The sequence below is a fragment of the Streptococcus sp. Marseille-Q6504 genome, from assembly GCF_965111625.1.
This window is the reverse complement of sequence record NZ_CBCOON010000004.1, coordinates 149,444-172,752: the sequence shown is the minus strand read 5'-3', so window position 1 is coordinate 172,752 and position 23,309 is coordinate 149,444. Positions and strand designations below refer to the sequence as shown.

Genomic DNA, 23,309 nt, shown 5'->3' with positions numbered 1-23,309 from the left:
ATTTGGGGACTTGGTCGCTTCTGCAATTATAGTTAATAAAAAGCTCCATCACTACAAATTAATGTCAACGCATTTTTTAGTGGACCTTGTATCCGAAAACGATGTAAAAGTTGAGAAAGTCATTAGCTAGTTTTATGAAATAGAAGCATGTAAAAGGTATGAAATGGTTTACTTTTTTTCAGAAATAAGCTATACTATATAAAGTAAACTGTGATAAAATGGAGGTATTGTCTATGGTTGACAAGAGAGTCATCGAAGAAATCAAAAACAATACCAATATTGTCGAAATCATAGGAGAAGTGATTTCTTTACAAAAGTCTGGACGGAACTTTTTGGGGCTCTGTCCTTTTCATGGTGAAAAGACCCCTTCCTTTAACGTGGTCGAAGATAAGCAATTTTACCACTGTTTCGGTTGTGGTCGTTCTGGAGACGTCTTTAAGTTTATAGAGGAGTATCAACAAGTAACTTTTGCGGATGCGGTAAGGATGTTGGGCGAACGTCTCGGAATGCACCTTGAAGCTCCTGCACATAACCCTGTCCCACACACGTCACCCCATCAAAATCTCTACGATATGCATGACAAGGCTGCACGCTTTTATCATGCAATCCTAATGACGACTAAAATGGGTGAGGAGGCGAGAAACTATCTCTATAAACGTGGCTTAACTGATGATGTCATTAAACACTTTATGATTGGTCTAGCTCCAGCAGAACGCTCTTATCTTTATCAGCGTTTAGCAGACGATTATAGTGAGAAGGACTTGCTGGATTCAGGTCTATTTTATCTATCTGAGAGTAACCAATTTTTTGATACTTTCCATAACCGGATTATATTTCCACTCTCAAACGACCAAGGAAAGGTAATTGCTTTCTCTGGACGGATTTGGCAAGAGACAGATTCTCAAACTGCCAAGTATAAAAATAGTCGAGCGACGGCGATTTTTAACAAGAGTTACGAATTATATCATTTGGATAGGGTAAAAAAAGGCTCAGGTAAAGCTCCTGAAATTTACCTGATGGAAGGCTTTATGGATGTTATTGCAGCCTACCGTGCTGGTATTGAAAATGCAGTAGCTTCCATGGGAACGGCCTTGACTGCTGAACACGTCGAACATCTCAAACGCTTTACAAAAAAAGTGATTATCACTTATGACGGTGATAAGGCAGGACAAGCTGCAACCGCTAAAGCTTTGGACGAGCTTAAAGATCTACCTGTACAAGTAGTCCAGATTCCTGATGCAATGGATCCTGATGAGTATTTACAAAAGAATTCTCCAGAGGATTTGGCTTATCTTTTATCCAATACTCGAATCAGTCCAATTGAGTTTTATATCCATCATTACAAACCTAGTAATAGTGAAAATCTCCAAGCACAGATTGAGTTCATTGAGAAAATTGCACCTCTTATCGTCAAAGAACCTTCTATCACAGCCCAGAACACCTATATTCATTTGTTGACGGATCATTTACCATCTTTTGATTATCAACAAGTTGAGCATATTATCAACGAAAGTCGTGTCAGACAAAGACAAGAAAAAGTGAAGCAGGTTGTTAATCCGACACCAATTACTATGTCGGTTTCTAAACAATTGACGGCAGTCATGAGAGCTGAAGCACATATTCTTTATCGTATGATGGAGCACCCCCTTGTGTTGAATGATTATCGTTTGAGAGATGATTTTGTATTTGAAACTCCAGAGTTTCAGACCTTGTATGGACTCTTGATTGATAATGGATCGATTTCTTCCGAAGACTTGGCAAATCAGACTAGAGAAGTGGAAAATGCTTGGTACCAAGTTTTAGCCTTGGATCTACCTTCTGAGATGTCTCCGGAAGAATTAAAGGAAGTGGAGGAGTCTCGTAATCGTGCTCTTTTGAATCAACAAAACTTGCAAATTAAAAAGAAAGTTCAGGAAGCTAGTCATGTCGGCGACACAGATACTGCTTTAGAAGAGCTTGAACGCTTAATTGCCCAAAAAAGAAGAATGGAGTAAGAATGGCAAAAAAACAAAAAGAAGTAACAACTTTTGATGTCCAAGTTGCAGAATTTATCCGTAACCATAAGAAAACTGGTACTGCGACAGATGATGAAATTAACAACGTCCTTGTAATTCCTTTTGCTCTTGATGTAGAAGGGATTGAAAATCTTTTGCAACGTATTCAAGATGCAGGTATTGCAATCACGGATAACGAAGGAAATCCAAGTGAGCGTGTTCTAAGTACAGAGGAAGAACCGGAACTAAGTGATGAGGACTTAATTGGTTCAACATCTGCCAAGGTTAACGATCCTGTCCGCATGTATTTGAAAGAAATTGGGGTTGTACCTCTTCTTACAAACGAAGAAGAAAAAGAATTAGCTCTTGCTGTTGAAGCGGGAGATGTAGAAGCGAAACAACGTCTAGCAGAGGCTAACCTTCGTTTGGTAGTGTCTATCGCGAAACGATATGTTGGACGCGGTATGCAGTTCCTTGATTTGATCCAAGAAGGAAATATGGGATTGATGAAGGCAGTTGATAAGTTTGACTACTCTAAAGGATTCAAATTCTCAACTTATGCAACTTGGTGGATTCGTCAGGCCATTACGCGTGCCATTGCTGACCAAGCTCGTACCATTCGTATTCCAGTTCACATGGTAGAAACAATCAACAAACTTGTTCGTGAGCAGCGTAACCTTCTTCAAGAGTTGGGACAAGATCCTACTCCTGAACAAATTGCTGAACGTATGGATATGACTCCTGACAAGGTTCGTGAAATTTTAAAGATTGCGCAAGAACCTGTTTCTCTTGAAACACCTATTGGTGAAGAGGACGATAGTCATCTTGGTGACTTTATCGAAGATGAAGTGATTGAAAATCCAGTGGACTACACCACTCGTATCGTCTTGCGTGAGCAGTTGGATGAAGTTCTGGATACTTTGACTGATAGAGAAGAAAATGTATTGCGTCTTCGTTTTGGTCTTGATGATGGTAAAATGCGTACTCTAGAAGACGTTGGTAAAGTCTTCAACGTTACTCGTGAGCGTATTCGTCAGATTGAGGCAAAAGCATTGAGAAAACTTCGTCAGCCTAGTCGTAGTAAACCACTTCGTGACTTTATCGAAGATTAAAATTGGAGGATTACACATGGCATACACAGAAGAGCAAATTGAAACTATCAAAACGAAAATCTTATCTGCTCTAGAAGAAGTTATCGACCCAGAATTAGGAATCGATATCGTCAACCTAGGTCTGATTTATGAGATTCGATTTGATGGTGATACCGGTGATACTGAGATTGATATGACCTTAACGACTATGGGTTGTCCATTAGCAGACCTCTTGACCGATCAAATTTATGATGCAATGACAGATGTACCAGAGGTTACTAACGTTGAAGTAAAATTAGTTTGGTATCCAGCTTGGACGGTTGAAAAAATGAGTCGCTATGCTCGTATCGCATTAGGTATTAAATAGAATGATATAAAAAAGAAATAGTATAAGTGTTAGGAAATTCCCTAGCTTTTATGCTATCTCTTTTTTAATTTGCTGATTTTCTTTCAATAAAATGATATAATGGATAGTATGGAAAAAGAGAAATTACGCATCAACATGCTAAGTTCGAGTGAAAAGGTAGCAGGACAAGGTGTTTCTGGAGCTTACCGTGAACTTGTGCAACTTTTGAAACGTGATGCGAAAGACCAACTAATTGTAACGGAGAATCTTCCTGTAGAAGCTGATATTACTCATTTTCATACAATCGACCTTCCTTATTATCTGTCAACTTTTCAAAAGAAGCGTTCAGGTCGTAGGATTGGTTATGTTCACTTCTTACCTGATACCTTAGAGGGCAGTTTGAAAATTCCGTTCTTCCTAAAAGGAATCGTGAAGCGCTACGTATTTTCCTTTTATGACCGTATGGAACACTTGGTTGTGGTTAATCCTACTTTTATCGAAGATTTGGTTGCAGCTGGTATTCATCGTGAAAAGGTGACCTATATTCCTAACTTTGTTAACAAAGAAAAATGGCACCCACTTTCAGCAGAAAAAGTAAGCCAACTTCGACAAGATATGGGGTTGAGTGAAAATCAATTTGTAGTAGTAGGAGCTGGGCAGGTTCAGAAGCGTAAGGGAATCGATGATTTCATCACTCTTGCTGAGGAACTACCGGACATTACCTTTATTTGGGCTGGAGGCTTCTCATTTGGTGGGATTACAGATGGTTATGAACGCTATAAAAAAATCATGGATAATCCTCCAGAGAATCTGATTTTTCCTGGAATTGTTGAGCCAGAACGGATGAAAGAACTGTATGCTTTGGCAGATTTGTTCTTACTTCCTAGCTATAATGAGCTCTTTCCGATGACTATTCTAGAAGCTGCGAGTTGTGAAGCTCCCATTATGCTTCGGGACTTAGATCTTTATAAGGTGATTCTAGAAGGCAATTACAGACCAACCACCGATGTGGAAGAGATGAAACAAGCTATTATGGAATATAGAGAGCATCCAGAAGCTTTGAAAGAGTTAAAAGAAAAGGCCAAGGCTATTTCAAGAGAATACTCAGAGGAGCATCTCCTTGAAATATGGCTAAAATTCTATCGGGAGCAAGCGGCTTTAGGAAAAAAATGAGGTAGTATATGCGAATTGGATTATTTACAGATACTTATTTCCCACAGGTTTCGGGTGTTGCAACCAGTATTCGAACCTTAAAAACAGAGCTTGAAAAGCAAGGGCATGCAGTCTTTATCTTCACGACAACCGATAAGGATGTCAATCGTTATGAAGACTGGCAGATTATTCGTATCCCTAGTGTTCCTTTCTTTGCCTTTAAAGACCGTCGTTTCGCTTACCGTGGATTTACGAAAGCTCTTGAGATTGCTAAACAATACAAACTCGATATTATTCATACCCAGACTGAGTTTTCTCTTGGTTTATTGGGAATTTGGATTGCTCGAGAATTGAAAATTCCAGTCATTCATACATATCATACCCAGTACGAGGATTATGTTCACTATATTGCTAAGGGGATGTTGATTCGTCCAGGTATGGTCAAGTATCTTGTGAGAGGATTTCTTCATGACGTTGATGGAGTCATTTGTCCGAGTGAAATTGTACGCGACCTTTTATCTGACTATAAGGTAAAAGTTGAAAAGCGTGTTATTCCTACTGGAATTGAGCTTGCCAAATTTGAACGTCCTGAGATTGGTCCTGAACACATTAGTGACTTACGAGATAAACTAGGGATCCAACAAGATGAAAAAATGCTTCTAAGTCTTTCTCGAGTCTCTTACGAGAAGAATATTCAAGCAGTTCTTAAAGCTTTACCAGATGTCCTAAAAGAAGAACCAAATGTTAAACTGGTTGTAGCTGGAGATGGACCTTATTTAGACAATCTTAAGGTGCAAGCAGAAGATTTAAAAATTCAAGATTCTGTTATCTTTACAGGTATGATTCCGCCAAATGAGACGGCACTCTATTATAAGGCAGCTGATTTCTTCATATCGGCTTCTACAAGTGAGACTCAGGGATTGACTTATCTGGAAAGTTTAGCTAGTAAGACACCTGTTATTGCCCATGGTAATCCTTATTTGGATAATCTCATCAATGATAAAATGTTCGGAACTCTTTATTATGAGGAAAGAGACTTGGCAGGAGCTATTCTTGAGGCTTTACTTGCTACACCGTCAATGGATGAAAAACACTTGGTTGAAAAATTATATGAAATTTCTGCTGAGAATTTTGGTAGAAGAGTCCATGAATTTTATCTAGACGTCATTATTTCAAATAATTTTGCCAAAGAAACAGGGGCTGACGAACCTGTTACAAAACGTATTTTAAAGACAGTCTTCTATATTCCGCAACAGGCTGTTACTATGCCAGTTAAAGGTTCGAAGCGAATGCTTAAGGCATCTAGAAAACAATTAAGAAATTTAAGAAAATACTTGAATGATTAAATTCTTTCGATGAAAGGAAAAAAACGATGAAAAAGAAATTGATGAGAAGTGGTAGAGATCAAAAACTTGGTGGAGTCTGCGCAGGAGTAGCACATTATTTTGATATTGACCCTACAATTGTTCGTGTTATTTGGGGAGTTTTAGCTTTCTGTTATGGGGCAGGACTTATTGCTTACTTGATCTTGTGGGCAATCGCTCCTGTATCTGATGAGTATTAATATTAGAGTATTAGAGTAAAGGAGAAAACATGGCATTCGGTGATAATGGTAAACGTAAAAAAACATTCTTTGAAAAACTTACAATGTTTGTCGTATTAATCATGTTGTTTGTTACTTTAGCCGGTATTTTTGCGACTGCAATTGGTGTATTCAGTAGATTTTAAAATACTGGTTAGAGGATCAAATTGTATTAGTTGGTGACTGGAATTTCCCAGCCCTTTTTAAAGTGAGAAAAGAATATGAGTATGTTTTTAGACACAGCCAAGATTAAAGTAAAGGCTGGTAATGGTGGCGATGGGATGGTTGCCTTTCGTCGTGAAAAATATGTCCCTAATGGTGGACCATGGGGCGGTGATGGAGGACGTGGTGGTAACGTTGTTTTCGTTGTAGACGAAGGTTTGCGTACCCTTATGGACTTCCGTTACAATCGTCATTTCAAGGCCCAATCAGGTGAAAAAGGGATGACAAAAGGAATGCATGGCCGAGGGGCAGAAGACTTGATTGTCCATGTACCTCAAGGGACAACCGTGCGTGATGCGGAGACTGGGAAAGTTCTCACTGATTTGATAGAGAACGGACAAGAGTTCATCGTGGCGCATGGAGGTCGTGGTGGTCGAGGAAATATCCGTTTTGCAACACCTAAAAATCCTGCGCCAGAAATCTCAGAAAACGGAGAACCTGGTCAAGAACGTGAATTACAGTTAGAACTTAAAATCCTTGCGGATGTAGGTTTAGTTGGTTTCCCATCTGTAGGTAAATCAACACTCCTTAGCGTGATTACCTCTGCTAAGCCAAAAATTGGTGCCTACCACTTTACGACAATTGTGCCAAATCTTGGTATGGTCCGTACCCAGTCCGGTGAATCCTTTGCCGTTGCAGACCTTCCTGGATTGATTGAAGGTGCTAGCCAAGGTGTTGGACTAGGAACTCAGTTCCTTCGCCATATCGAGCGTACTCGCGTTATCCTGCATATCATTGACATGTCAGCTAGCGAAGGACGTGATCCTTACGAGGACTATCTAGCAATCAACAAGGAACTTGAATCTTATAACCTTCGTCTTATGGAGCGTCCACAGATTATTGTTGCTAATAAAATGGATATGCCTGAGAGTCAGGAAAACCTTGAAGAGTTCAAGAAAAAATTGGCTGCTAATTATGATGAATTTGAAGAATTACCGCCAATCTTTCCAATTTCAGGTTTGACTAAGCAAGGTCTTGCACCTCTATTAGATGCAACGGCTGAGCTTCTTGATAAAACGCCAGAATTCCTTCTTTATGACGAATCAGAAATGGAAGAAGAAGCATATTACGGCTTCGATGAAGAAGAAAAACCATTTGAGATTGGTCGTGACGATGATGCAACTTGGGTTCTTTCAGGTGAAAAACTCATGAAACTCTTTAATATGACTAACTTTGACCGTGATGAGTCTGTCATGAAATTTGCGCGTCAGTTGCGTGGTATGGGTGTTGATGAAGCTCTTCGTGCTCGTGGTGCTAAGGACGGGGATCTTGTCCGTATTGGAAAATTTGAGTTTGAATTTGTAGACTAGGAGATAGCTATGGGTGATAAACCAATATCTTTCCGAGATGCTGATGGAAATTTTGTTTCTGCAGCAGACGTCTGGAATGAAAAGAAATTAGAAGAACTTTTTAATCGCCTCAATCCCAATCGTTCATTGAGACTTGCGAGAGTGAAGAAACAAGCCGAAGAAAAAAAATAAGAGTAAAAGAACCCGTGATATTTTTATCACGGGTTTTCTGGTTTTCTAACTATTTTTGATCTGGGATTTCAAGACTAGATTGCGCAAGGTCTACTGTTAATTGATATTCAGTATTGTCACGGACAGTAATTTCAAAGTCAGTAGTATAAAGAACGAGTCGAATTGTATCGTCTTTTCTTAGTTTGTAAATTGTTGGTTGGAGTTCAAATTGGAATTCCATCCATTCATCTGGTTTAACTTCTTCAATTTTTAATAAATCATGACGATTTTGGAGGTTGAGGTAGCCTTTGGTAATAACACGTTGGGCATTTGGGCTAAATGGTAGCTCGCAAAGATTTTCCAGCATATGGTAGCGACCATTATCAATAGTACGAGCAGCCAAGACTCCAGGATAAGGTTGAAGGTATTTCTTTTGACCAAGTTCGAGAAGTTGAGCAGAGAGAAGACCTTTATTGGTACTTGACTTGAGACGAAGATTTAGTTTAACACGACCATTGATATGAAGATCTTCAGTCACTGGAAGATCAATAGTAATCTGATTCACCTTACCTTGATAAAGTTCATTGTTAAAGGTTTGGTAAGTTTTTCCAAATCGTTCGAAGTCAGAATCTTGGTAATGATTTTCAATGACAGCTTCCTCAGTACCTAAAGAGAAAGTTTTATGGTCAGTTTGATTTCCAAAATCTTCAAGTGACAGCCAAGTTTGAGGAGCAGTATTGTCTTGCCAAACGACACTTGAAAGTTGGTAGTTAGTGCTTTGACCCAATAATTTCTGTGTCAAAAGGGCATTCATGGATTCACGGAAATCAATAGACTGCCAGTTGTTCATATAAACATGAGCGCCGTTATGGTAAAAGAGATGTTTCTTAATATTGCTTGGAAGAGCATTGAACATTTGATAGACATGAAGTGGTTTTACATTCCAGTCTTGCGAACCGTGAGTAAAGACAACTTCAGCCTTAACCTTTTTAGCATTAAGAAGGTAGTTTCTGTCATGCCAAAATTGGTTATAATCTCCAGTTTTACGGTCTAGATTTTTCTTGAGTTCTTCTATGGAAGCTTTATGAGCCTCGTTTCCACGAATAAAGTCACCAGCTAATAGATTACGAGAATAAGTTAATTCATCTAATGAATCGAAGTCCTCTCCAGGATAGCCGCCTGGGCTTGTCACAAGACCATTTTCACGGTAATAGTTGTACCATGATGAGATACCTGCTTCAGCAATAATGACTTCTAAACCATCAACTCCTGTAGTAGCAAGGCCGTTAGACATTGTTCCTAGGTAAGAAAGACCAGTAGTTGCCACTTTACCATTTGACCAATCAGCTTTTACTTGACGTTTACGACTATGATCCGTAAAGGCACGACAACGACCATTTAGCCAATCGATAACATTCTTATAAGCTTCAACTTGACGGTAATCTCCGTTAGTCATCTGACCTTGTGAATCTTTGGTACCAAGACCTGATACGTAGATATTGGCAAAACCTCTTGGAAGGAAGTAGTCGTTAAGTGTGTAGCTGCTATTGATATGAGTGAGTTTTTCTTCAGCTTCAGAAACAAGTTCAGCATCTCCAACTGGTTCAACCAAGTCCAGGGTTGGATTTTCTAACGTAATTTCATGTGGTTCCTTGACTTCTAGTTCGGCTTCCATCTTATAGAGAGCCTTATCGCTTGCTTTGTCATTGGTTCCTTGATGGTATGGACTTGCTGTCATGACAGCTGGAATCTTTCCATTGTATGCTGGACGAATGATATTTACCTTGATGAGGTCAGGTAGACCATCTTTATCAGAATCAACACGAGTCTCTACATAAACTACTTCACGAATGACATTGTTAGTATTGAAGGTTGCCAAACTCTTGCCATTGAAGTAGTGATAGTTATTGTCCTCAGGAATAAGACCATCACTAACTAACTGATCGATAAGGGTGTTCCCTTTTTTAGTGCGTGTATTTAAAAGCTGGTAGAAATTGTCGATTAAATCTCCGTAAACGATCGGAAACTCTGTTTCTTTGTGAAAAGCAAGACCATCTTCAAAGTCTACTAAGTAACTGAATCCAAGCAATTGAAAGGCAACAGTGTAGAAAATTTCTGCTGTCAATTCACGGTCTGAATTAAAGAAAGTAAGCAAATCTGTTTCTTTATCAACTGCTAAAGTAGTGAGGGGATAATCCGTATTTTTAAAATTGAAAAAACAAGTTCTAACAAAAGCTTCAAACTGTTCTTTATGTGAAGCTGAAAGATCAAGCTTGAATCCAAGCTCAGATAATTCCTGTAAAGCTTGTTGGTTTGTAACGGGATAATAACTAAATTGATTAAAACGCATGGACATCTCCTTTTAAAGAATCATTCAAGAGTCATTATATCAAAAAATCATAGAAAATAACAGAAAGAGTAGAGATATGACTTATAGTCAGGTATGATAAGAGAGCCGATACCAAAACAAGGACAATTTTCATTTTTTGAGTATCCTATAAGGATATGCTATACTAGATATATGTTAGATTTGGAGAAATACGGCGTGACCATGTGGGAAGAGGAGAAAATTCTCTCTTTCCGTCAAAAACTTTTAGCCTGGTATGATGAAAATAAGCGTGATTTACCTTGGAGAAGAAGTAAAAATCCATACCATATCTGGGTATCTGAAATCATGTTGCAGCAGACCAGAGTTGATACAGTTATTCCCTATTATGAACGTTTTTTAGAAAGCTTTCCAACTGTAGAGACTTTAGCAAATACATCTGAAGAATGCTTATTAAAGGCATGGGAAGGTCTTGGATATTATTCGCGTGTTCGCAATATGCAAACTGCAGCTCAGCAGATTATGAATGAATTAAATGGAGAATTTCCTTCAACTTACGAAGGTATTTCAAGCTTGAAAGGGATAGGTCCCTATACAGCCGGAGCTATTTCTAGTATCGCTTTTAATCTTCCCCAACCTGCGGTTGATGGGAATGTCATGCGTGTTTTGGCTCGTTTATTTGAAGTCAATCACGACATTGGTAATCCAAGCAACCGCAAGATATTTCAAGCCATGATGGAAATCTTGATTGATCCAGAACGTCCAGGTGATTTTAATCAAGCCTTGATGGATTTGGGTTCAGATATTGAGGCACCCGTTAATCCGAGACCAGAAGATAGTCCAGTTAAAGATTTTAGTGCTGCCTATCAAAATGGAACAATGGATCGCTATCCTATAAAAGCGCCAAAGAAAAAGCCAGTTCCTGTCTATCTTAATGCTTTAGTTGTTCAAAATGCTAAAGGACAGTTTTTACTAGAAAAGAATGAAAGTGAAAAGTTACTTGCTGGATTTTGGCATTTTCCCTTGATTGAGGTTGATGAATTTTCTAAGAATGAAGAATTAAATCTCTTTAATCAGGTAGCTGAATCATCTATTCAACTTGGGCCATCACCGCAAGAAAGTTTTGAGCAGGATTATGATTTAGAAGTTGAGTGGCAGGATAGTCATTTCGAAGAAGTCAAACATATTTTTAGCCATCGAAAGTGGCATGTACGAATCCTATCCGGGCAAGTTGTTGATAGTAAAGAATATTGTGATAAAGAGGTAGTATGGTTAACTCCTGAAGAGTTTGACCTCTATCCACTAGCAAAACCTCAGCAAAAAATTTGGCAAGAGTATTCAAAAAAATGCTGATAACACTAGTCTTTCGTGTCTTCTTTGCATTTTTTTGGTATAATTGATATAAGGAAAAAGGTGACTATATGAAAAAAATATTGATTGTAGATGATGAAAAACCAATCTCAGATATTATTAAGTTTAATATGACCAAGGAAGGTTATGAGGTTGTTACAGCCTTTAATGGACGTGAAGCCATCGAATTGTTTGAAGCTGAGAAACCAGATATTATTATCTTGGATTTGATGCTTCCAGAAATTGATGGTCTTGAAGTTGCTAAAACAATTCGCAAGACAAGTAGTGTTCCAATCATCATGCTTTCAGCAAAAGATAGTGAGTTTGACAAGGTTATTGGTCTTGAACTTGGTGCGGATGATTATGTGACTAAGCCATTTTCAAACCGTGAGCTACAAGCGCGTGTGAAGGCTCTTCTTCGTCGTACGGAGTTAGTTGCAGTTGACAACCAAGAGGAAGATACTAAATTGCAAAGTCTTCAAATTAGGGATTTAGAGATTCTTCCAGACGCTTATGTAGCGAAAAAATATGGAGAAGAATTGGACTTAACTCACAGAGAGTTTGAGTTGTTGCATCACTTGGCTTCTCATCTTGGTCAAGTTATTACCCGTGAACATCTCCTTGAGACTGTTTGGGGTTATGATTATTTTGGTGATGTTCGTACTGTCGATGTTACCATTAGACGTCTACGTGAGAAGATTGAAGACACACCAAGTAGACCTGAATATATCTTAACTCGTCGTGGTGTGGGTTATTATATGAGAAATAATGATTGATATAATTAAACAAACAATTTTAACCAGATATTTCGTCTACGTACTCATATTAATTGGTTTTATTATGCTTGTTAGCTTTCTCTTGCTTGAAGGCCGTAGAGATAATATTCGACTCAAACAGTTAAATCAAAAGATTAAAGATTTAATTGCTGGTGATTATTCTCAGGTATTAGATATGCTGGGGAATACTGAAATCACTAACATTACGAATAACTTAAATGATTTGTCTGAAGTTATTCGTCTAACTCAGGAGAATCTTGAGCAGGAAAGTAAAAGATTGCATAGTATCCTATCATACATGACTGATGGGGTTCTTGCAACCAATCGTCGTGGTCAAATCACTATGATTAATGATACGGCTAAAAGGCAACTTGGGGTTGAAAGTGATGACGCGCTCAATCAGAACATTTTAGAGCTGCTCAAGATTGAAGATGAGTACGAGCTTAGAGACTTAATTACGCAAAGTCCTGAAATGATGATTTATTCTCAAAATGTAAATGGGGAGTATATTAGTTTGCGTGTGCGTTTTGCCTTGATTCGTAGAGAGTCTGGCTTTATCTCTGGTTTGGTAGCAGTTCTACATGATACGACTGAACAAGAGAAGGAAGAACGCGAGAGAAGACTATTCGTTTCAAACGTTAGTCATGAATTGCGAACTCCATTGACCAGTGTCAAATCTTACCTAGAGGCCTTGGATGAGGGTGCATTATATGAACCTGTTGCTCCTGATTTTATCAAAGTATCTCTAAATGAGACCAACCGTATGATGCGAATGGTAACGGACCTCTTGCATCTTTCGCGTATTGATAATGCAACTAGCCATTTAGATGTTGAATTGATTAACTTTACAGCTTTCATTACGTTTATCCTAAACCGTTTCGATAAGATGCGATCTCAGGAACAAGAAAAGAAATACGAGTTGGTTCGAGATTATCCGATTACATCGGTCTGGATTGAAATTGATACAGACAAGATGACTCAGGTAATCGATAATATTCTTAACAATGCCATCAAGTATTCGCCTGATGGTGGGAAAATTACGGTTAGCATGAAAACCACTGATGACCAGATGATTTTATCTATTTCGGACCAAGGACTTGGGATTCCTAAAGAAGATTTACCGAAGATTTTTGACCGTTTCTATAGGGTTGATAAGGCTAGAAGTCGTGCCCAAGGTGGGACTGGTTTAGGTCTTGCTATAGCAAAAGAAATCATCAAGCAACACAATGGATTTATCTGGGCTAAGAGTGAATACGGCAAGGGTTCAACCTTTACCATTGTTCTTCCTTATGATAATGATGCTGTAAAAGAAGAAGTATGGGAGGATGAAGTAGAAGACTAGAATGAGTGAAACAGGCTTTAAATATAGTATTTTAGCATCGGGTTCTAGTGGGAATTCCTTCTATCTAGAAACCCCTAAGAAAAAGATTTTAGTAGACGCAGGATTATCTGGCAAAAAAATCACACGCTTATTGGGGGAGATTAACCGGAAGCCAGAAGATTTGGATGCTATTTTGATTACGCATGAGCACGCTGACCATATACATGGTGTTGGAGTTTTAGCTCGTAAGTATGGCATGGATCTTTACGCCAATGAAAAGACCTGGCAAGCTATGGAAAATAGTAAGTATCTAGGTAAAGTTGACTCTTCACAAAAGCATATCTTTGAAATGGGGAAAACTAAAACATTTGGAGATATCGACATTGAGAGTTTTGGTGTTAGTCACGATGCAGCAGCTCCGCAGTTTTATCGCTTTATGAAGGACGATAAAAGTTTTGTCATGCTGACAGATACAGGCTATGTTAGTGATCGTATGGCTGGCATTGTCGAGAATGCAGATGGTTACTTGATTGAGTCTAATCATGATGTTGAAATCCTGCGAGCTGGATCTTACGCATGGCGACTCAAACAACGGATTCTGTCCGATCTTGGCCATCTCTCAAATGAGGATGGAGCAGATGCCATGATTCGCACACTAGGTAATCGTACCAAGAAGATTTACCTAGGACATCTATCTAAAGAGAATAATATCAAGGAGCTAGCTCATATGACTATGGTTAATCAGCTTGCCCAAGCAGACTTGGGAGTAGGAGTTGATTTTCAAGTTTACGATACGTCTCCAGACACTGCAACACCACTAACAGATATATAAAAAAGAAGGCAGACGCCTTCTTTTTTATATATTTTTACAATCCAGCGAAATCTTTGATTTCTTGAGCTGACATAGAAGAATCACAACGGACCTTAATCTCACCATTTTCAACATGAACAAATCCTGGTACAGTTGGGATTTCATAGCGTGAACGGAAATCTTGTAGTGCTTCAAGTTGACTTGGTTCTTCACTATTGATGAAATAGATGTGTGCTTTGGTTTCAGCTACCACACCAGCCAAAGTGCCAGCAAATTTACGGCAGTAAGGGCAAGTTTTGCGGCCGATAAAGAATGTAGCAGTTTCTTTTTTATCAAGAGCTTCTTGGGCACGCGCAACAGTTGTAACTTCAAGATCTTTAATGTTTTCTAAAAATTGTTCCATGAGTTTTCCTCGCTTTCTTTTAAATCTAGTATGCCATAAAGTCTTTAAAAATGCTTAGATTTGATACGGAAAAAAGATGAGACAATCTTATCTCATCTTTTAATATCTTATTTTACAAAGGCATTTATTTCAGCTTCGATATTAGCAATCTTAGCTTGTGAATCTTCGTTGCTTTCTCCAACAACAGCAATGTAGAACTTGATTTTTGGTTCAGTACCGGAAGGACGAACTGCAATCCATGAACCATCAGCAAGTGTGTATTTCAAGACATCACTTGGAGGAGTCGTCAAGGCTGTTACAGTACCATCAGCGGCAGTAGAAGTTTGTGCTTTGAAGTCTTCTACGACTGTGATTTCTGTTGCGTTCCATTCTTTTGGAGCATTGTTGCGGAATTTAGCCATAATCGCTTTGATTTGCTCAGCACCATCGACACCTGAGAGAGTTACAGAGATGGTTTTTTCTGCGTAGTAGCCGTATTCTTTGTAAATTTCTTCGATACCGTCAGCAAGTGTCAAACCTCGAGAACGGTAGTAGGCAGCAAGTTCAGCAACGACAAGGACTGCTTGGATGGCATCTTTATCACGTACGAATGGTTTAATCAAGTAACCGAAGCTTTCTTCAAATCCCATCATGTAAGTGTGATTGTGTTTTTCTTCAAATTCTTGAATTTTTTCAGCGATAAATTTGAAACCAGTCAAGACGTTGAACATAGTTGCGCCGTAGCTTTCAGCAATCTTCGTTACCAAGTCAGTTGATACGATTGATTTACATAGGGCTGCATTTTCAGGAAGAGTTCCAGCATTTTTATGAGCTTCCAAGATGTATTTAGCCATGATAGCACCGATTTGATTCCCTGAAAGGTTAAGGTAGCTACCATCTTTTTGAAGGACTTCAACACCGACACGGTCAGCATCAGGGTCAGTTGCCACAAGAACATCAGCGCCTACTTGGCGACCAAGTTCTTCAGCAAGGGCAAAGGCTGCTTGACTTTCTGGGTTTGGAGATTTAACAGTTGAGAAGTCTGGGTCTGGAGTTGCTTGAGCTTCCACGACTTGTACAGAGTCAAATCCTGCTTGAGCAAGAGCACGACGAGCCAACATTTCACCAGTACCATGAAGTGGTGTGTAGACAATCTTCATGTCTTTACCGAATTCTTCAATCAAGGCTGGGTTGATGTTTACGTCCTTCACCTCTTTGAGGTACTCAACATCGACAGCTTCACCGATGACCTCAATCAAACCAGATGCTTTTTCAGCTTCCACATCCGCAACTTCTACAGCGAAAGGATTGTCGATAGCACGGATGTAGGTAGTCAAAGCGTCTGCATCGTGTGGAGGCATTTGACCACCGTCTTCACCATATACCTTGTATCCGTTGAACGGAGCAGGGTTGTGGCTGGCAGTAATCATGATACCTGCGAAACAATTGAGGTGACGAACAGCAAATGAAAGTTCTGGAGTTGGACGGAGACTTTCAAAAACATACGATTTAATACCGTGTTTAGCAAGAACTGCTGCTGATTCAAAGGCAAATTCTGGAGAGAAGTGACGGCTATCATAAGCGATGGCAACACCACGTTCTTTTTCGTTTCCACCTTTTGATTCAATCAAACGAGCCAAACCTTCAGTTGCTTGGCGAACAACGTAGATATTAATGCGGTTTGTACCAGCACCAATCAAACCACGCATACCAGCAGTACCGAATTCAAGATTTGTGTAAAAGGCATCTTCCTTTGTTTTTTCATCCATGCTTTCCAAATCACGACGAAGATAGTCTGGAAGATCTGCGAAATCAACCCATTTTTGGTAGTTTTCTTGGTAAGTCATAAGATATCTCCTTTAATATATAATCTAATCGCCTTCATTATACCACGATTTAAAGTTTTAGTAAAACGTTAGCGTGGTTCAGTTCTTTGAATTTAAGTTTCATTTTAATCATAGAATGAGTAGAAATTTATTATATTTAAAAATTTACAATATTTTTAAAGCGATTTCCTTTTTTTAGTTTGAAAATTATTGACTATATGGTACAATATAGTAAATAATAAAAGGGGTTTTCTATTATGAAAAAAGTTCTTAAGCACTCAGCTTTAGTTTTAACTGCTTTAGCATTAGTAGCTTGTGGAAATAGTAAAAAAGCAAGTGACAATGGTACTGCATCTAATTCAAACTTTGAAGTTTCTGTTAAAGACGGTATGTATGTTCTTCCTAAAGATGAAGATTCAAATTCACACTACCTTGCACTTCAAGTTGAGATTAAAAACAATCGTGATAAACAGTTTAGCTTTACAAGCCAAGATATCGCGCTTTATAACGAAAAAGACGAAAAAGTTGAACCAATTCAAATTTATGAGTCAGATAGTAAAACTAAATTCATGTCATACGGAGATAGTCTCTCTAAAGGCAAGAGTGTTGCTGGTTATGTAGTTTATGAAGTTGATAAAGATGCAAAATATGAACTTCACTTTGCCCCAAGCTTTTACGATGATGTAAAAGAAAATAAAAAAGGTAAAAATGACGTAGCTATCAAGGTTGACCCAACTCAATACGAAGACACTATTGATGAAGCCAAAGAAGCTATGAAAAAATATGTTGATGCTGTTTACCTAGATGGTGAAAACACTGGTGGTGCATCAAACGTAAGCTTTACTAATGATAAAACTCAAATCGTCGCACTTGAAGATAAAAAATCAGACGATAAGAAATCAGACGATAAGAAATCTGAAGAAAAGAAAGATGATAATAAGTCTGAAGACAAAAAATCAGATGACAAAAAATCTTCAAACGATTCTGATGTGATCACAAATGACGTGAAGGCTGATAGAGAAGAATTTATCAAGAAATTCATCGAGTCATTCAGTAAAGGATTCTACAACTACAAACCTTCTGATTCTGAACTTCGTACATTTGCAGAAGCATATATCAAAGCAAATGCAAAACGAGCAAAAGTTGATTACAAAGTAAAAACTTATTTACCAGACTATGCAGTTGTCTATGTAAGACCAGAAACAATCGACTTGGATAACTTAAATGTTTATGAATTGAGCCGTAAATTCTACGACGAAAACAAAGGTAAATACAGCAGCTACTCAGAAGCTATGAAAGCTGGTGAGAAGTACATTTTAGAAAATGCACCAAGTCAATTTGATTCAACTCCTCTTGATACTAGCGATAATATGCAAAAAGAAGGATACGAAATCAAGATGACTAAGAAAGACGGTAAATGGACAATCGACACATCTTCTAAGAACTATAACTTAAAAGATATGGCACGTACATTCCGTGGTGGTATCGGTTATTAATATCTAAAAGTTCGAGTTTAAATCTCGAACTTTTTTTATTTGAATTGTTAAAAACAGAAAAAGATAGTAAAATAGTTACATGATTATTTTACAAGCTAATAAAATCGAACGTTCTTTTGCAGGCGATGTTCTATTTGAAAATATTAATCTACAAGTAGATGAAAGAGATCGTATTGCTCTCGTTGGGAAAAATGGAGCAGGTAAGTCGACACTATTAAAGATATTAGTCGGGGAAGAAGAACCAACATCAGGTGAGATTAATAAGAAAAAAGACATTTCTCTTTCTTACTTAGCACAGGATAGTCGATTTGAATCCGAAAATACTATCTATGACGAGATGCTTCACGTCTTTGACGACTTACGTACTACTGAAAGACAACTTCGCCAAATGGAGCTAGAGATGGGGGAAAAGACAGGAGCAGATCTCGATAAGCTCATGTCAGACTACGATCGTCTATCTGAAGAATTCCGTCAGGCTGGAGGATTTACCTATGAAGCTGATATTCGCGCCATTTTAAATGGTTTTAAGTTTGATGAGTCTATGTGGCAGATGAAAATAGCCGAGCTTTCTGGAGGTCAAAATACAAGATTAGCCCTAGCCAAAATGCTCCTTGAAAAGCCAAATCTCTTAGTTTTGGATGAGCCGACCAACCACCTGGATATTGAAACCATTGCCTGGTTAGAAAACTATCTGGTTAATTACAGTGGTGCCTTGATAATTGTTAGTCACGACCGTTATTTTCTCGATAAGGTAGCAACCATAACGCTCGACTTAACCAAACATTCTTTAGATAGATACGTAGGGAACTACTCAAGCTTTGTGGAGCAGAAAGAGCAGAAGTTACTGACTGAAGCTAAGAACTACGAAAAGCAACAGAAGGAAATTGCTGCTTTAGAAGACTTTGTTAACCGAAATCTCGTTCGAGCATCGACAACCAAGCGTGCTCAATCTAGACGTAAACAACTGGAAAAGATGGAGCGTTTAGAGAAGCCTGAAGCTGGGAATAAATCAGCCAATATGACCTTTCACTCTGATAAAACATCTGGTAATATTGTGCTGACAGTTGAGAATGCTGCTATTGGATATGATGGAGAAATATTATCAGAGCCTATCAACCTCGACCTTCGTAAGATGAATGCCGTAGCAGTTGTAGGTCCGAATGGGATTGGAAAGACAACCTTTATCAAGTCTATTGTTGATCAGATTCCTTTTATAAAGGGTGAGAAGCGTTTCGGTGCAAATGTTGAAGTTGGCTACTATGACCAAACTCAAAGTAAGTTGACACCCAGCAATACAGTTTTAGATGAACTTTGGAATGATTTTAGATTAATGCCAGAAGTGGAAATCCGAAATCGTTTAGGCGCCTTCCTTTTTTCAGGTGATGATGTTAAGAAATCAGTTGGCATGCTTTCAGGTGGAGAGAAAGCTCGCTTATTACTGGCTAAACTATCAATGGAAAATAATAACTTCCTGATTCTTGACGAGCCGACCAACCATTTGGATATTGATAGTAAGGAAGTTCTGGAAAATGCACTGATTGACTTTGATGGGACTCTTCTATTTGTCAGCCATGACCGTTATTTTATCAATCGTGTCGCTACACATGTTCTGGAATTGTCCGAAAATGGTTCGACCCTCTATCTTGGAGATTATGACTATTATGTGGAGAAAAAAACAGAGCTAGCAACTAGTCAAGAGGAAGAAGCGGCAGCTGTTAGCCAAGAAAAAGAGGCTTCTCCAGTTAATGACTACCAAGCTCAAAAGGAAAGTCAAAAAGAACTTCGTAAATTGATGAGACAAATCGAAAGTCTTGAGACAGAAATCGAAGAATTAGAAAATCAAGCCCAAGCTATTTCTGAACAAATGCATACTACTAATGATGCGGATGAACTCATGCAATTGCAAGCAGAACTGGATAAGATTAGCCAGCGACAGGAAGAAGCTATGCTAGAGTGGGAAGAATTGTCGGAAAAAGTTTAATAATAAAAAAGCAACGTCAACCGTTGCTTTTTCGTTTATATCTATCCACCCTGAGGGAATCGAACCCCCATCTCAAGAACCGGAATCTTACGTGATATCCATTACACTAAGGGTGGAAACTCTCATCATTATATCAAAAATAGGAGTTTTACTCAAGACTAAAACCAATATAAAAAGAGGAAGAAAAAAGGATTTAGACAATATCTAAATCCTTTTACATTTTTATTTTTTTTCAAGAAGTGCTTTGATTTCTTGAAGAACTTCCAATTCAGTTGGAGCTGCTGGAGCTTCTTCAGCAACTTCTTCTTTCTTACGAAGGTTTTGAGCTTTTTCAATAGCTTTAATCATGAAGAAGAGAACAGTACCAATTACAACGAAGTTGATAACAGCGCTCAAGAATTTACCATATGTAACACCATTCCAAGCAAGCTCAGCAATGTTTTGTACATTCGCAGCTTCCAAGGCTGGGTTCAATAGAAGTGGAGTGATGATATCATTAACAAATGAATTGATGATAGCACCAAAAGCAGTGGCGATGATCACACCGACAGCAAGGTCAACGACGTTGCCACGGAGCAAGAAATCTTTAAGTTCCTTTAACATAATAATTTCCTTTCAAAATTTTATCAAATTTTTACAGACAAATTATATCGTAAATTTATGTTGAGTGCAAGAAAAGTGCTCATTTATTTTTAAAAACAAAAAGCTTGCTAAATAGGTAATTTAGAACAACAATTGTAACTTGCGCGAGAACTATTTCAATCGTATTAATTATATTAATATCATCACCTACAAATTGACCAATTATATGAGGAAACTTGGTGACAAAAATAAAGGTTAGTGCCATATCAAGTAAGAAGGTAAAAAATCTAGCTCCAGAGAATTTAATGAGACGTCCAAACCAATTTTCTCGTTTTTGTTTAAAAACAATAGTGTCATTCGTGAAGAAAGCAAATAGAATACCTGTTATATTACCTAGAGCAGTAGCTGTTAATTCTTGCTGAGTCAAGTAAAAAATAATCATTCGAGTCCCTACAGAAACAACAGTAGTGGCAACGCCGAAAAATAAATAAGATAAAATTTCGTTATCGAAGAATTTTTTAATGTATCTTTTCATAAGATTAGTATAGCATAAAGCATTTAAATGTGCTATACTAACAAAGTTGACTTGTTCAACCCTTGGTGCTTAACTTCTTTCACCAAGCATATTAAACGCGGTGGAGCTGCTAAAGGAGAAAACATGAAAAAACTTACTGTCCGCGATTTGGCTGACATTGCCATTGTCGCAGCAATTTATGTGGTTTTGACTATTACACCACCACTCAATGCCATTAGCTACGGAGCTTACCAATTCCGTATTTCTGAAATGATGAACTTTCTAGCTTTTTACAATCCTAAGTACATTATTGGTGTTACTCTTGGATGTATGATTGCTAATTTTTTCAGTTTTGGACTCATTGATGTCGCTGTAGGTGGAGGATCAACGCTTGTCTTCCTAAGCTTAGGAGTTTGGTTGTTCAGTAAATATAGTAAAGACTATCTTTTTAATGGGTTGATTCGAAAAGATCATTTCTTCTTTTCAATTCTATTTTCAATTTCAATGATCACCATTGCTGCTGAATTGAACATTGTAGCAGAAGCACCATTCTTCTTTACATGGTTCACTACTGGTATCGGAGAATTCGCTTCACTTATTGTCGGTGCAATTATCATTGGTAAAATTGGTAAACGTATTGATTTGACTAGATAAAGATATCTTATCAACCATTCGTAAAAAGGGCTGAACTTTGTTCAGTCTTTTTCTTTGTCCATGAACCTAGAAGCTCAACAAAAGTGGTATAATAAGGTAGAAAAAAGGGGGGGGTAATTATGATAGATTATTTTTTGATTGGGATAAAATTGATGATGAAAAGCTCGGTTTTGACTTTTGCTATTTCCTTTGTATCCTTCCTTCTTTTATTGATCCTTTGGCGTCGTTATGTCATTGTGCGTCAAAGTGGTGGAAACTTTTTTGCCCCGTTTCATATTGCTAAGGGAAGATTTTATATCCATAATGCTTATGTTTTTAGAAAGCGCATTATACCACTGAATAATATTAAAAAGATTGAGGTCCATTTTATTCCAAGTGTTAAATTGAATGGAGCTAGATATTTTTTGAGTATCCAACAAAAGAACGGAAAAGCTCTAGCCTTTTTCTTTGGCCAATCAAAAGAGAATGATAAGATTGTCAGAAATCTAAAAAATGAAACGAAAAAATACAATATCAAAATTCGCATTTTAGAATCATAGGTTTTAATTTTTTTAAAATTTCAGAAAGCCTTTCCATAAAGTCGATTTTATGTTATAATATTCACAAATAAAAGTTTTAGGAGTTTTTATGGTTTCATCAGAATTTATCTCAAAAATTGAATTTGCTTGTAAAAAGAAAGAAAGTCTTTATTCAAATAGCAAATTCAAGTATGCTATCCGTTCAATGTTTGCAGGTGCTTTCCTTACCTTCAGTACAGCAGCAGGAGCAGTTGGTGCAGATTTGATTAATAAGATTGTCCCAGGTAGTGGACGTTTCCTTTTCCCGTTTGTTTTTGCTTGGGGATTAGCTTACATTGTCTTCTTGAATGCTGAATTGGTAACGTCAAACATGATGTTCTTAACAGCGGGTAGTTTTTTGAAAAAAATTAGCTGGAGAAAAACAGCTGAAATTCTTCTATATTGTACTTTCTTTAACTTAATTGGTGCGCTTATCGCTGGTTGGGGATTTGCTCATTCAGCAGCTTATGCTAATCTAACGCACGATAGCTTTATTTCTGGAGTTGTAGAAATGAAGTTGGGACGCTCTAATGAACTAGTTTTACTTGAAGGTATTCTAGCGAATATCTTTGTAAACATCGCCATTCTTTCATTTGTTTTAGTCAAGGATGGTGGAGCAAAACTTTGGTTGGTTCTATCAGCCATTTACATGTTTGTATTCTTAACAAATGAGCACATCGCCGCAAACTTTGCATCATTTGCTATTGTGAAGTTCAGTGTTGCTGCTGATTCAATCGCAAACTTCGGTATTGGAAATATTCTTCGTCACTGGGGGGTAACCTTTATTGGTAACTTTATAGGAGGTGGTCTACTGATTGGATTGCCTTATGCCTTCTTAAACAAGAACGAAGATACCTACGTAGACTAAAAGTTGGATTGATTCCAA

General features: G+C 37.9%; 23 protein-coding genes, 1 tRNA gene and 1 riboswitch. Of the genes, 18 read left to right on the top strand and 6 right to left on the bottom strand.

All coding sequences use genetic code 11. The features are described from left to right. Window positions 1–233 precede the first annotated feature (233 nt). The 9 genes from dnaG (at window position 234) to ACWPUA_RS05885 (ending at window position 7,868) form a co-directional block, all read left to right on the top strand. Complete coding sequence (dnaG, locus tag ACWPUA_RS05925) at window positions 234–1,994, top strand: DNA primase (RefSeq protein WP_414286717.1); 1,761 nt, start codon at window positions 234–236, stop codon at window positions 1,992–1,994. Between the two features lie 2 nt (window positions 1,995–1,996). Then, a complete protein-coding gene (gene rpoD / locus ACWPUA_RS05920) occupies window positions 1,997–3,106 on the top strand; it encodes an RNA polymerase sigma factor RpoD (protein ID WP_004252673.1) in 1,110 nt (369 codons plus the stop codon). Between the two features lie 16 nt (window positions 3,107–3,122). Further along, complete coding sequence (locus ACWPUA_RS05915) at window positions 3,123–3,452, top strand: metal-sulfur cluster assembly factor (protein ID WP_004252676.1); 330 nt, start codon at window positions 3,123–3,125, stop codon at window positions 3,450–3,452. 108 nt (window positions 3,453–3,560) lie between these two features. Next, window positions 3,561–4,604, top strand: coding sequence for a glycosyltransferase family 4 protein (locus ACWPUA_RS05910; protein ID WP_454379779.1), 1,044 nt, complete (start codon window positions 3,561–3,563; stop codon window positions 4,602–4,604). Between the two features lie 8 nt (window positions 4,605–4,612). Then, entirely contained in the window at window positions 4,613–5,929 is a 1,317-nt protein-coding gene (locus tag ACWPUA_RS05905; protein WP_454379777.1) for a glycosyltransferase family 4 protein, read from the top strand. Between the two features lie 26 nt (window positions 5,930–5,955). After that, entirely contained in the window at window positions 5,956–6,147 is a 192-nt protein-coding gene (locus ACWPUA_RS05900; protein ID WP_195184282.1) for a PspC domain-containing protein, read from the top strand. Window positions 6,148–6,176: 29 nt separating this feature from the next. Continuing rightward, a complete protein-coding gene (locus tag ACWPUA_RS05895) occupies window positions 6,177–6,311 on the top strand; it encodes a DUF4044 domain-containing protein (RefSeq protein ID WP_000863850.1) in 135 nt (44 codons plus the stop codon). Window positions 6,312–6,386: 75 nt separating this feature from the next. Beyond that, on the top strand, window positions 6,387–7,697 hold the full coding sequence (gene obgE, locus ACWPUA_RS05890; protein ID WP_414257122.1) for a GTPase ObgE: 1,311 nt from the start codon (window positions 6,387–6,389) through the stop codon (window positions 7,695–7,697). 9 nt (window positions 7,698–7,706) lie between these two features. Next, window positions 7,707–7,868 (top strand): hypothetical protein, encoded by a 162-nt coding sequence (locus ACWPUA_RS05885; protein WP_004252684.1) that lies wholly within the window; start codon window positions 7,707–7,709, stop codon window positions 7,866–7,868. 49 nt (window positions 7,869–7,917) lie between these two features. On the opposite strand, the gene ACWPUA_RS05880 is transcribed toward ACWPUA_RS05885, so the two are convergent. After that, window positions 7,918–10,197: a Xaa-Pro dipeptidyl-peptidase gene (locus ACWPUA_RS05880; RefSeq protein WP_454379774.1), complete on the bottom strand. Its 2,280-nt coding sequence runs from the start codon at window positions 10,195–10,197 to the stop codon at window positions 7,918–7,920. Window positions 10,198–10,368: 171 nt separating this feature from the next. Between ACWPUA_RS05880 and mutY the strand changes: the two genes are divergently transcribed. The 4 genes from mutY (at window position 10,369) to ACWPUA_RS05860 (ending at window position 14,452) form a co-directional block, all read left to right on the top strand. Continuing rightward, window positions 10,369–11,526: an A/G-specific adenine glycosylase gene (gene mutY, locus ACWPUA_RS05875; protein ID WP_454379772.1), complete on the top strand. Its 1,158-nt coding sequence runs from the start codon at window positions 10,369–10,371 to the stop codon at window positions 11,524–11,526. 68 nt (window positions 11,527–11,594) lie between these two features. Then, window positions 11,595–12,299 (top strand): response regulator YycF, encoded by a 705-nt coding sequence (gene yycF / locus ACWPUA_RS05870; RefSeq protein WP_004252689.1) that lies wholly within the window; start codon window positions 11,595–11,597, stop codon window positions 12,297–12,299. After that, a complete protein-coding gene (gene vicK / locus ACWPUA_RS05865; protein WP_454379770.1) occupies window positions 12,292–13,641 on the top strand; it encodes a cell wall metabolism sensor histidine kinase VicK in 1,350 nt (449 codons plus the stop codon). The genes yycF and vicK overlap by 8 nt, the downstream gene beginning before the upstream one ends. A gap of 1 nt (window position 13,642) precedes the next feature. Beyond that, the gene (locus ACWPUA_RS05860) at window positions 13,643–14,452 is read left to right on the top strand and encodes an MBL fold metallo-hydrolase (RefSeq protein WP_414276885.1); all 810 of its coding nucleotides are present in this window, start codon (window positions 13,643–13,645) and stop codon (window positions 14,450–14,452) included. Between the two features lie 34 nt (window positions 14,453–14,486). Here ACWPUA_RS05860 and ACWPUA_RS05855 read toward each other — a convergent pair whose 3' ends face one another. Both ACWPUA_RS05855 and ACWPUA_RS05850 read right to left on the bottom strand, forming a co-directional pair. Further along, window positions 14,487–14,834 carry a thioredoxin domain-containing protein gene (locus ACWPUA_RS05855; protein ID WP_195184290.1) on the bottom strand — a complete coding sequence of 116 codons (348 nt, stop codon included), beginning with the start codon at window positions 14,832–14,834 and terminating at the stop codon, window positions 14,487–14,489. A 107-nt stretch (window positions 14,835–14,941) separates the two neighbouring features. Further along, the gene (locus ACWPUA_RS05850; protein WP_454379767.1) at window positions 14,942–16,660 is read right to left on the bottom strand and encodes a phospho-sugar mutase; all 1,719 of its coding nucleotides are present in this window, start codon (window positions 16,658–16,660) and stop codon (window positions 14,942–14,944) included. Between the two features lie 236 nt (window positions 16,661–16,896). Here ACWPUA_RS05850 and ACWPUA_RS05845 point away from each other — a divergent pair, with 236 nt between their 5' ends. Together ACWPUA_RS05845 and ACWPUA_RS05840 are read left to right on the top strand one after the other, a co-directional pair. Beyond that, the gene (locus tag ACWPUA_RS05845; protein WP_414286712.1) at window positions 16,897–18,135 is read left to right on the top strand and encodes a DUF4352 domain-containing protein; all 1,239 of its coding nucleotides are present in this window, start codon (window positions 16,897–16,899) and stop codon (window positions 18,133–18,135) included. Window positions 18,136–18,214: 79 nt separating this feature from the next. After that, entirely contained in the window at window positions 18,215–20,116 is a 1,902-nt protein-coding gene (locus ACWPUA_RS05840; protein WP_454379765.1) for an ABC-F family ATP-binding cassette domain-containing protein, read from the top strand. A gap of 44 nt (window positions 20,117–20,160) precedes the next feature. On the opposite strand, the gene ACWPUA_RS05835 is transcribed toward ACWPUA_RS05840, so the two are convergent. From ACWPUA_RS05835 to ACWPUA_RS05825, 3 genes are all read right to left on the bottom strand, one after another. Continuing rightward, window positions 20,161–20,232, bottom strand: a tRNA-Arg gene (locus ACWPUA_RS05835). Between the two features lie 106 nt (window positions 20,233–20,338). Beyond that, window positions 20,339–20,719, bottom strand: coding sequence for a large conductance mechanosensitive channel protein MscL (gene mscL / locus ACWPUA_RS05830; protein WP_454379763.1), 381 nt, complete (start codon window positions 20,717–20,719; stop codon window positions 20,339–20,341). A 79-nt stretch (window positions 20,720–20,798) separates the two neighbouring features. Then, window positions 20,799–21,233: a GtrA family protein gene (locus ACWPUA_RS05825; RefSeq protein WP_250307137.1), complete on the bottom strand. Its 435-nt coding sequence runs from the start codon at window positions 21,231–21,233 to the stop codon at window positions 20,799–20,801. Window positions 21,234–21,261: 28 nt separating this feature from the next. Further along, a riboswitch (PreQ1 riboswitch) is annotated at window positions 21,262–21,359 on the top strand. Here ACWPUA_RS05825 and ACWPUA_RS05820 point away from each other — a divergent pair. The 3 genes from ACWPUA_RS05820 to ACWPUA_RS05810 all read left to right on the top strand — a co-directional run bounded on the left by ACWPUA_RS05820 (window position 21,357) and on the right by ACWPUA_RS05810 (window position 23,291). After that, complete coding sequence (locus ACWPUA_RS05820) at window positions 21,357–21,866, top strand: QueT transporter family protein (RefSeq protein WP_414265716.1); 510 nt, start codon at window positions 21,357–21,359, stop codon at window positions 21,864–21,866. Its footprint overlaps the riboswitch before it by 3 nt. Window positions 21,867–21,985: 119 nt before the next feature. Next, window positions 21,986–22,405, top strand: coding sequence for a hypothetical protein (locus tag ACWPUA_RS05815; protein WP_454379760.1), 420 nt, complete (start codon window positions 21,986–21,988; stop codon window positions 22,403–22,405). Between the two features lie 88 nt (window positions 22,406–22,493). Beyond that, on the top strand, window positions 22,494–23,291 hold the full coding sequence (locus ACWPUA_RS05810) for a formate/nitrite transporter family protein (protein ID WP_006153593.1): 798 nt from the start codon (window positions 22,494–22,496) through the stop codon (window positions 23,289–23,291). The last annotated feature ends 18 nt before the right edge of the window (window positions 23,292–23,309 follow it).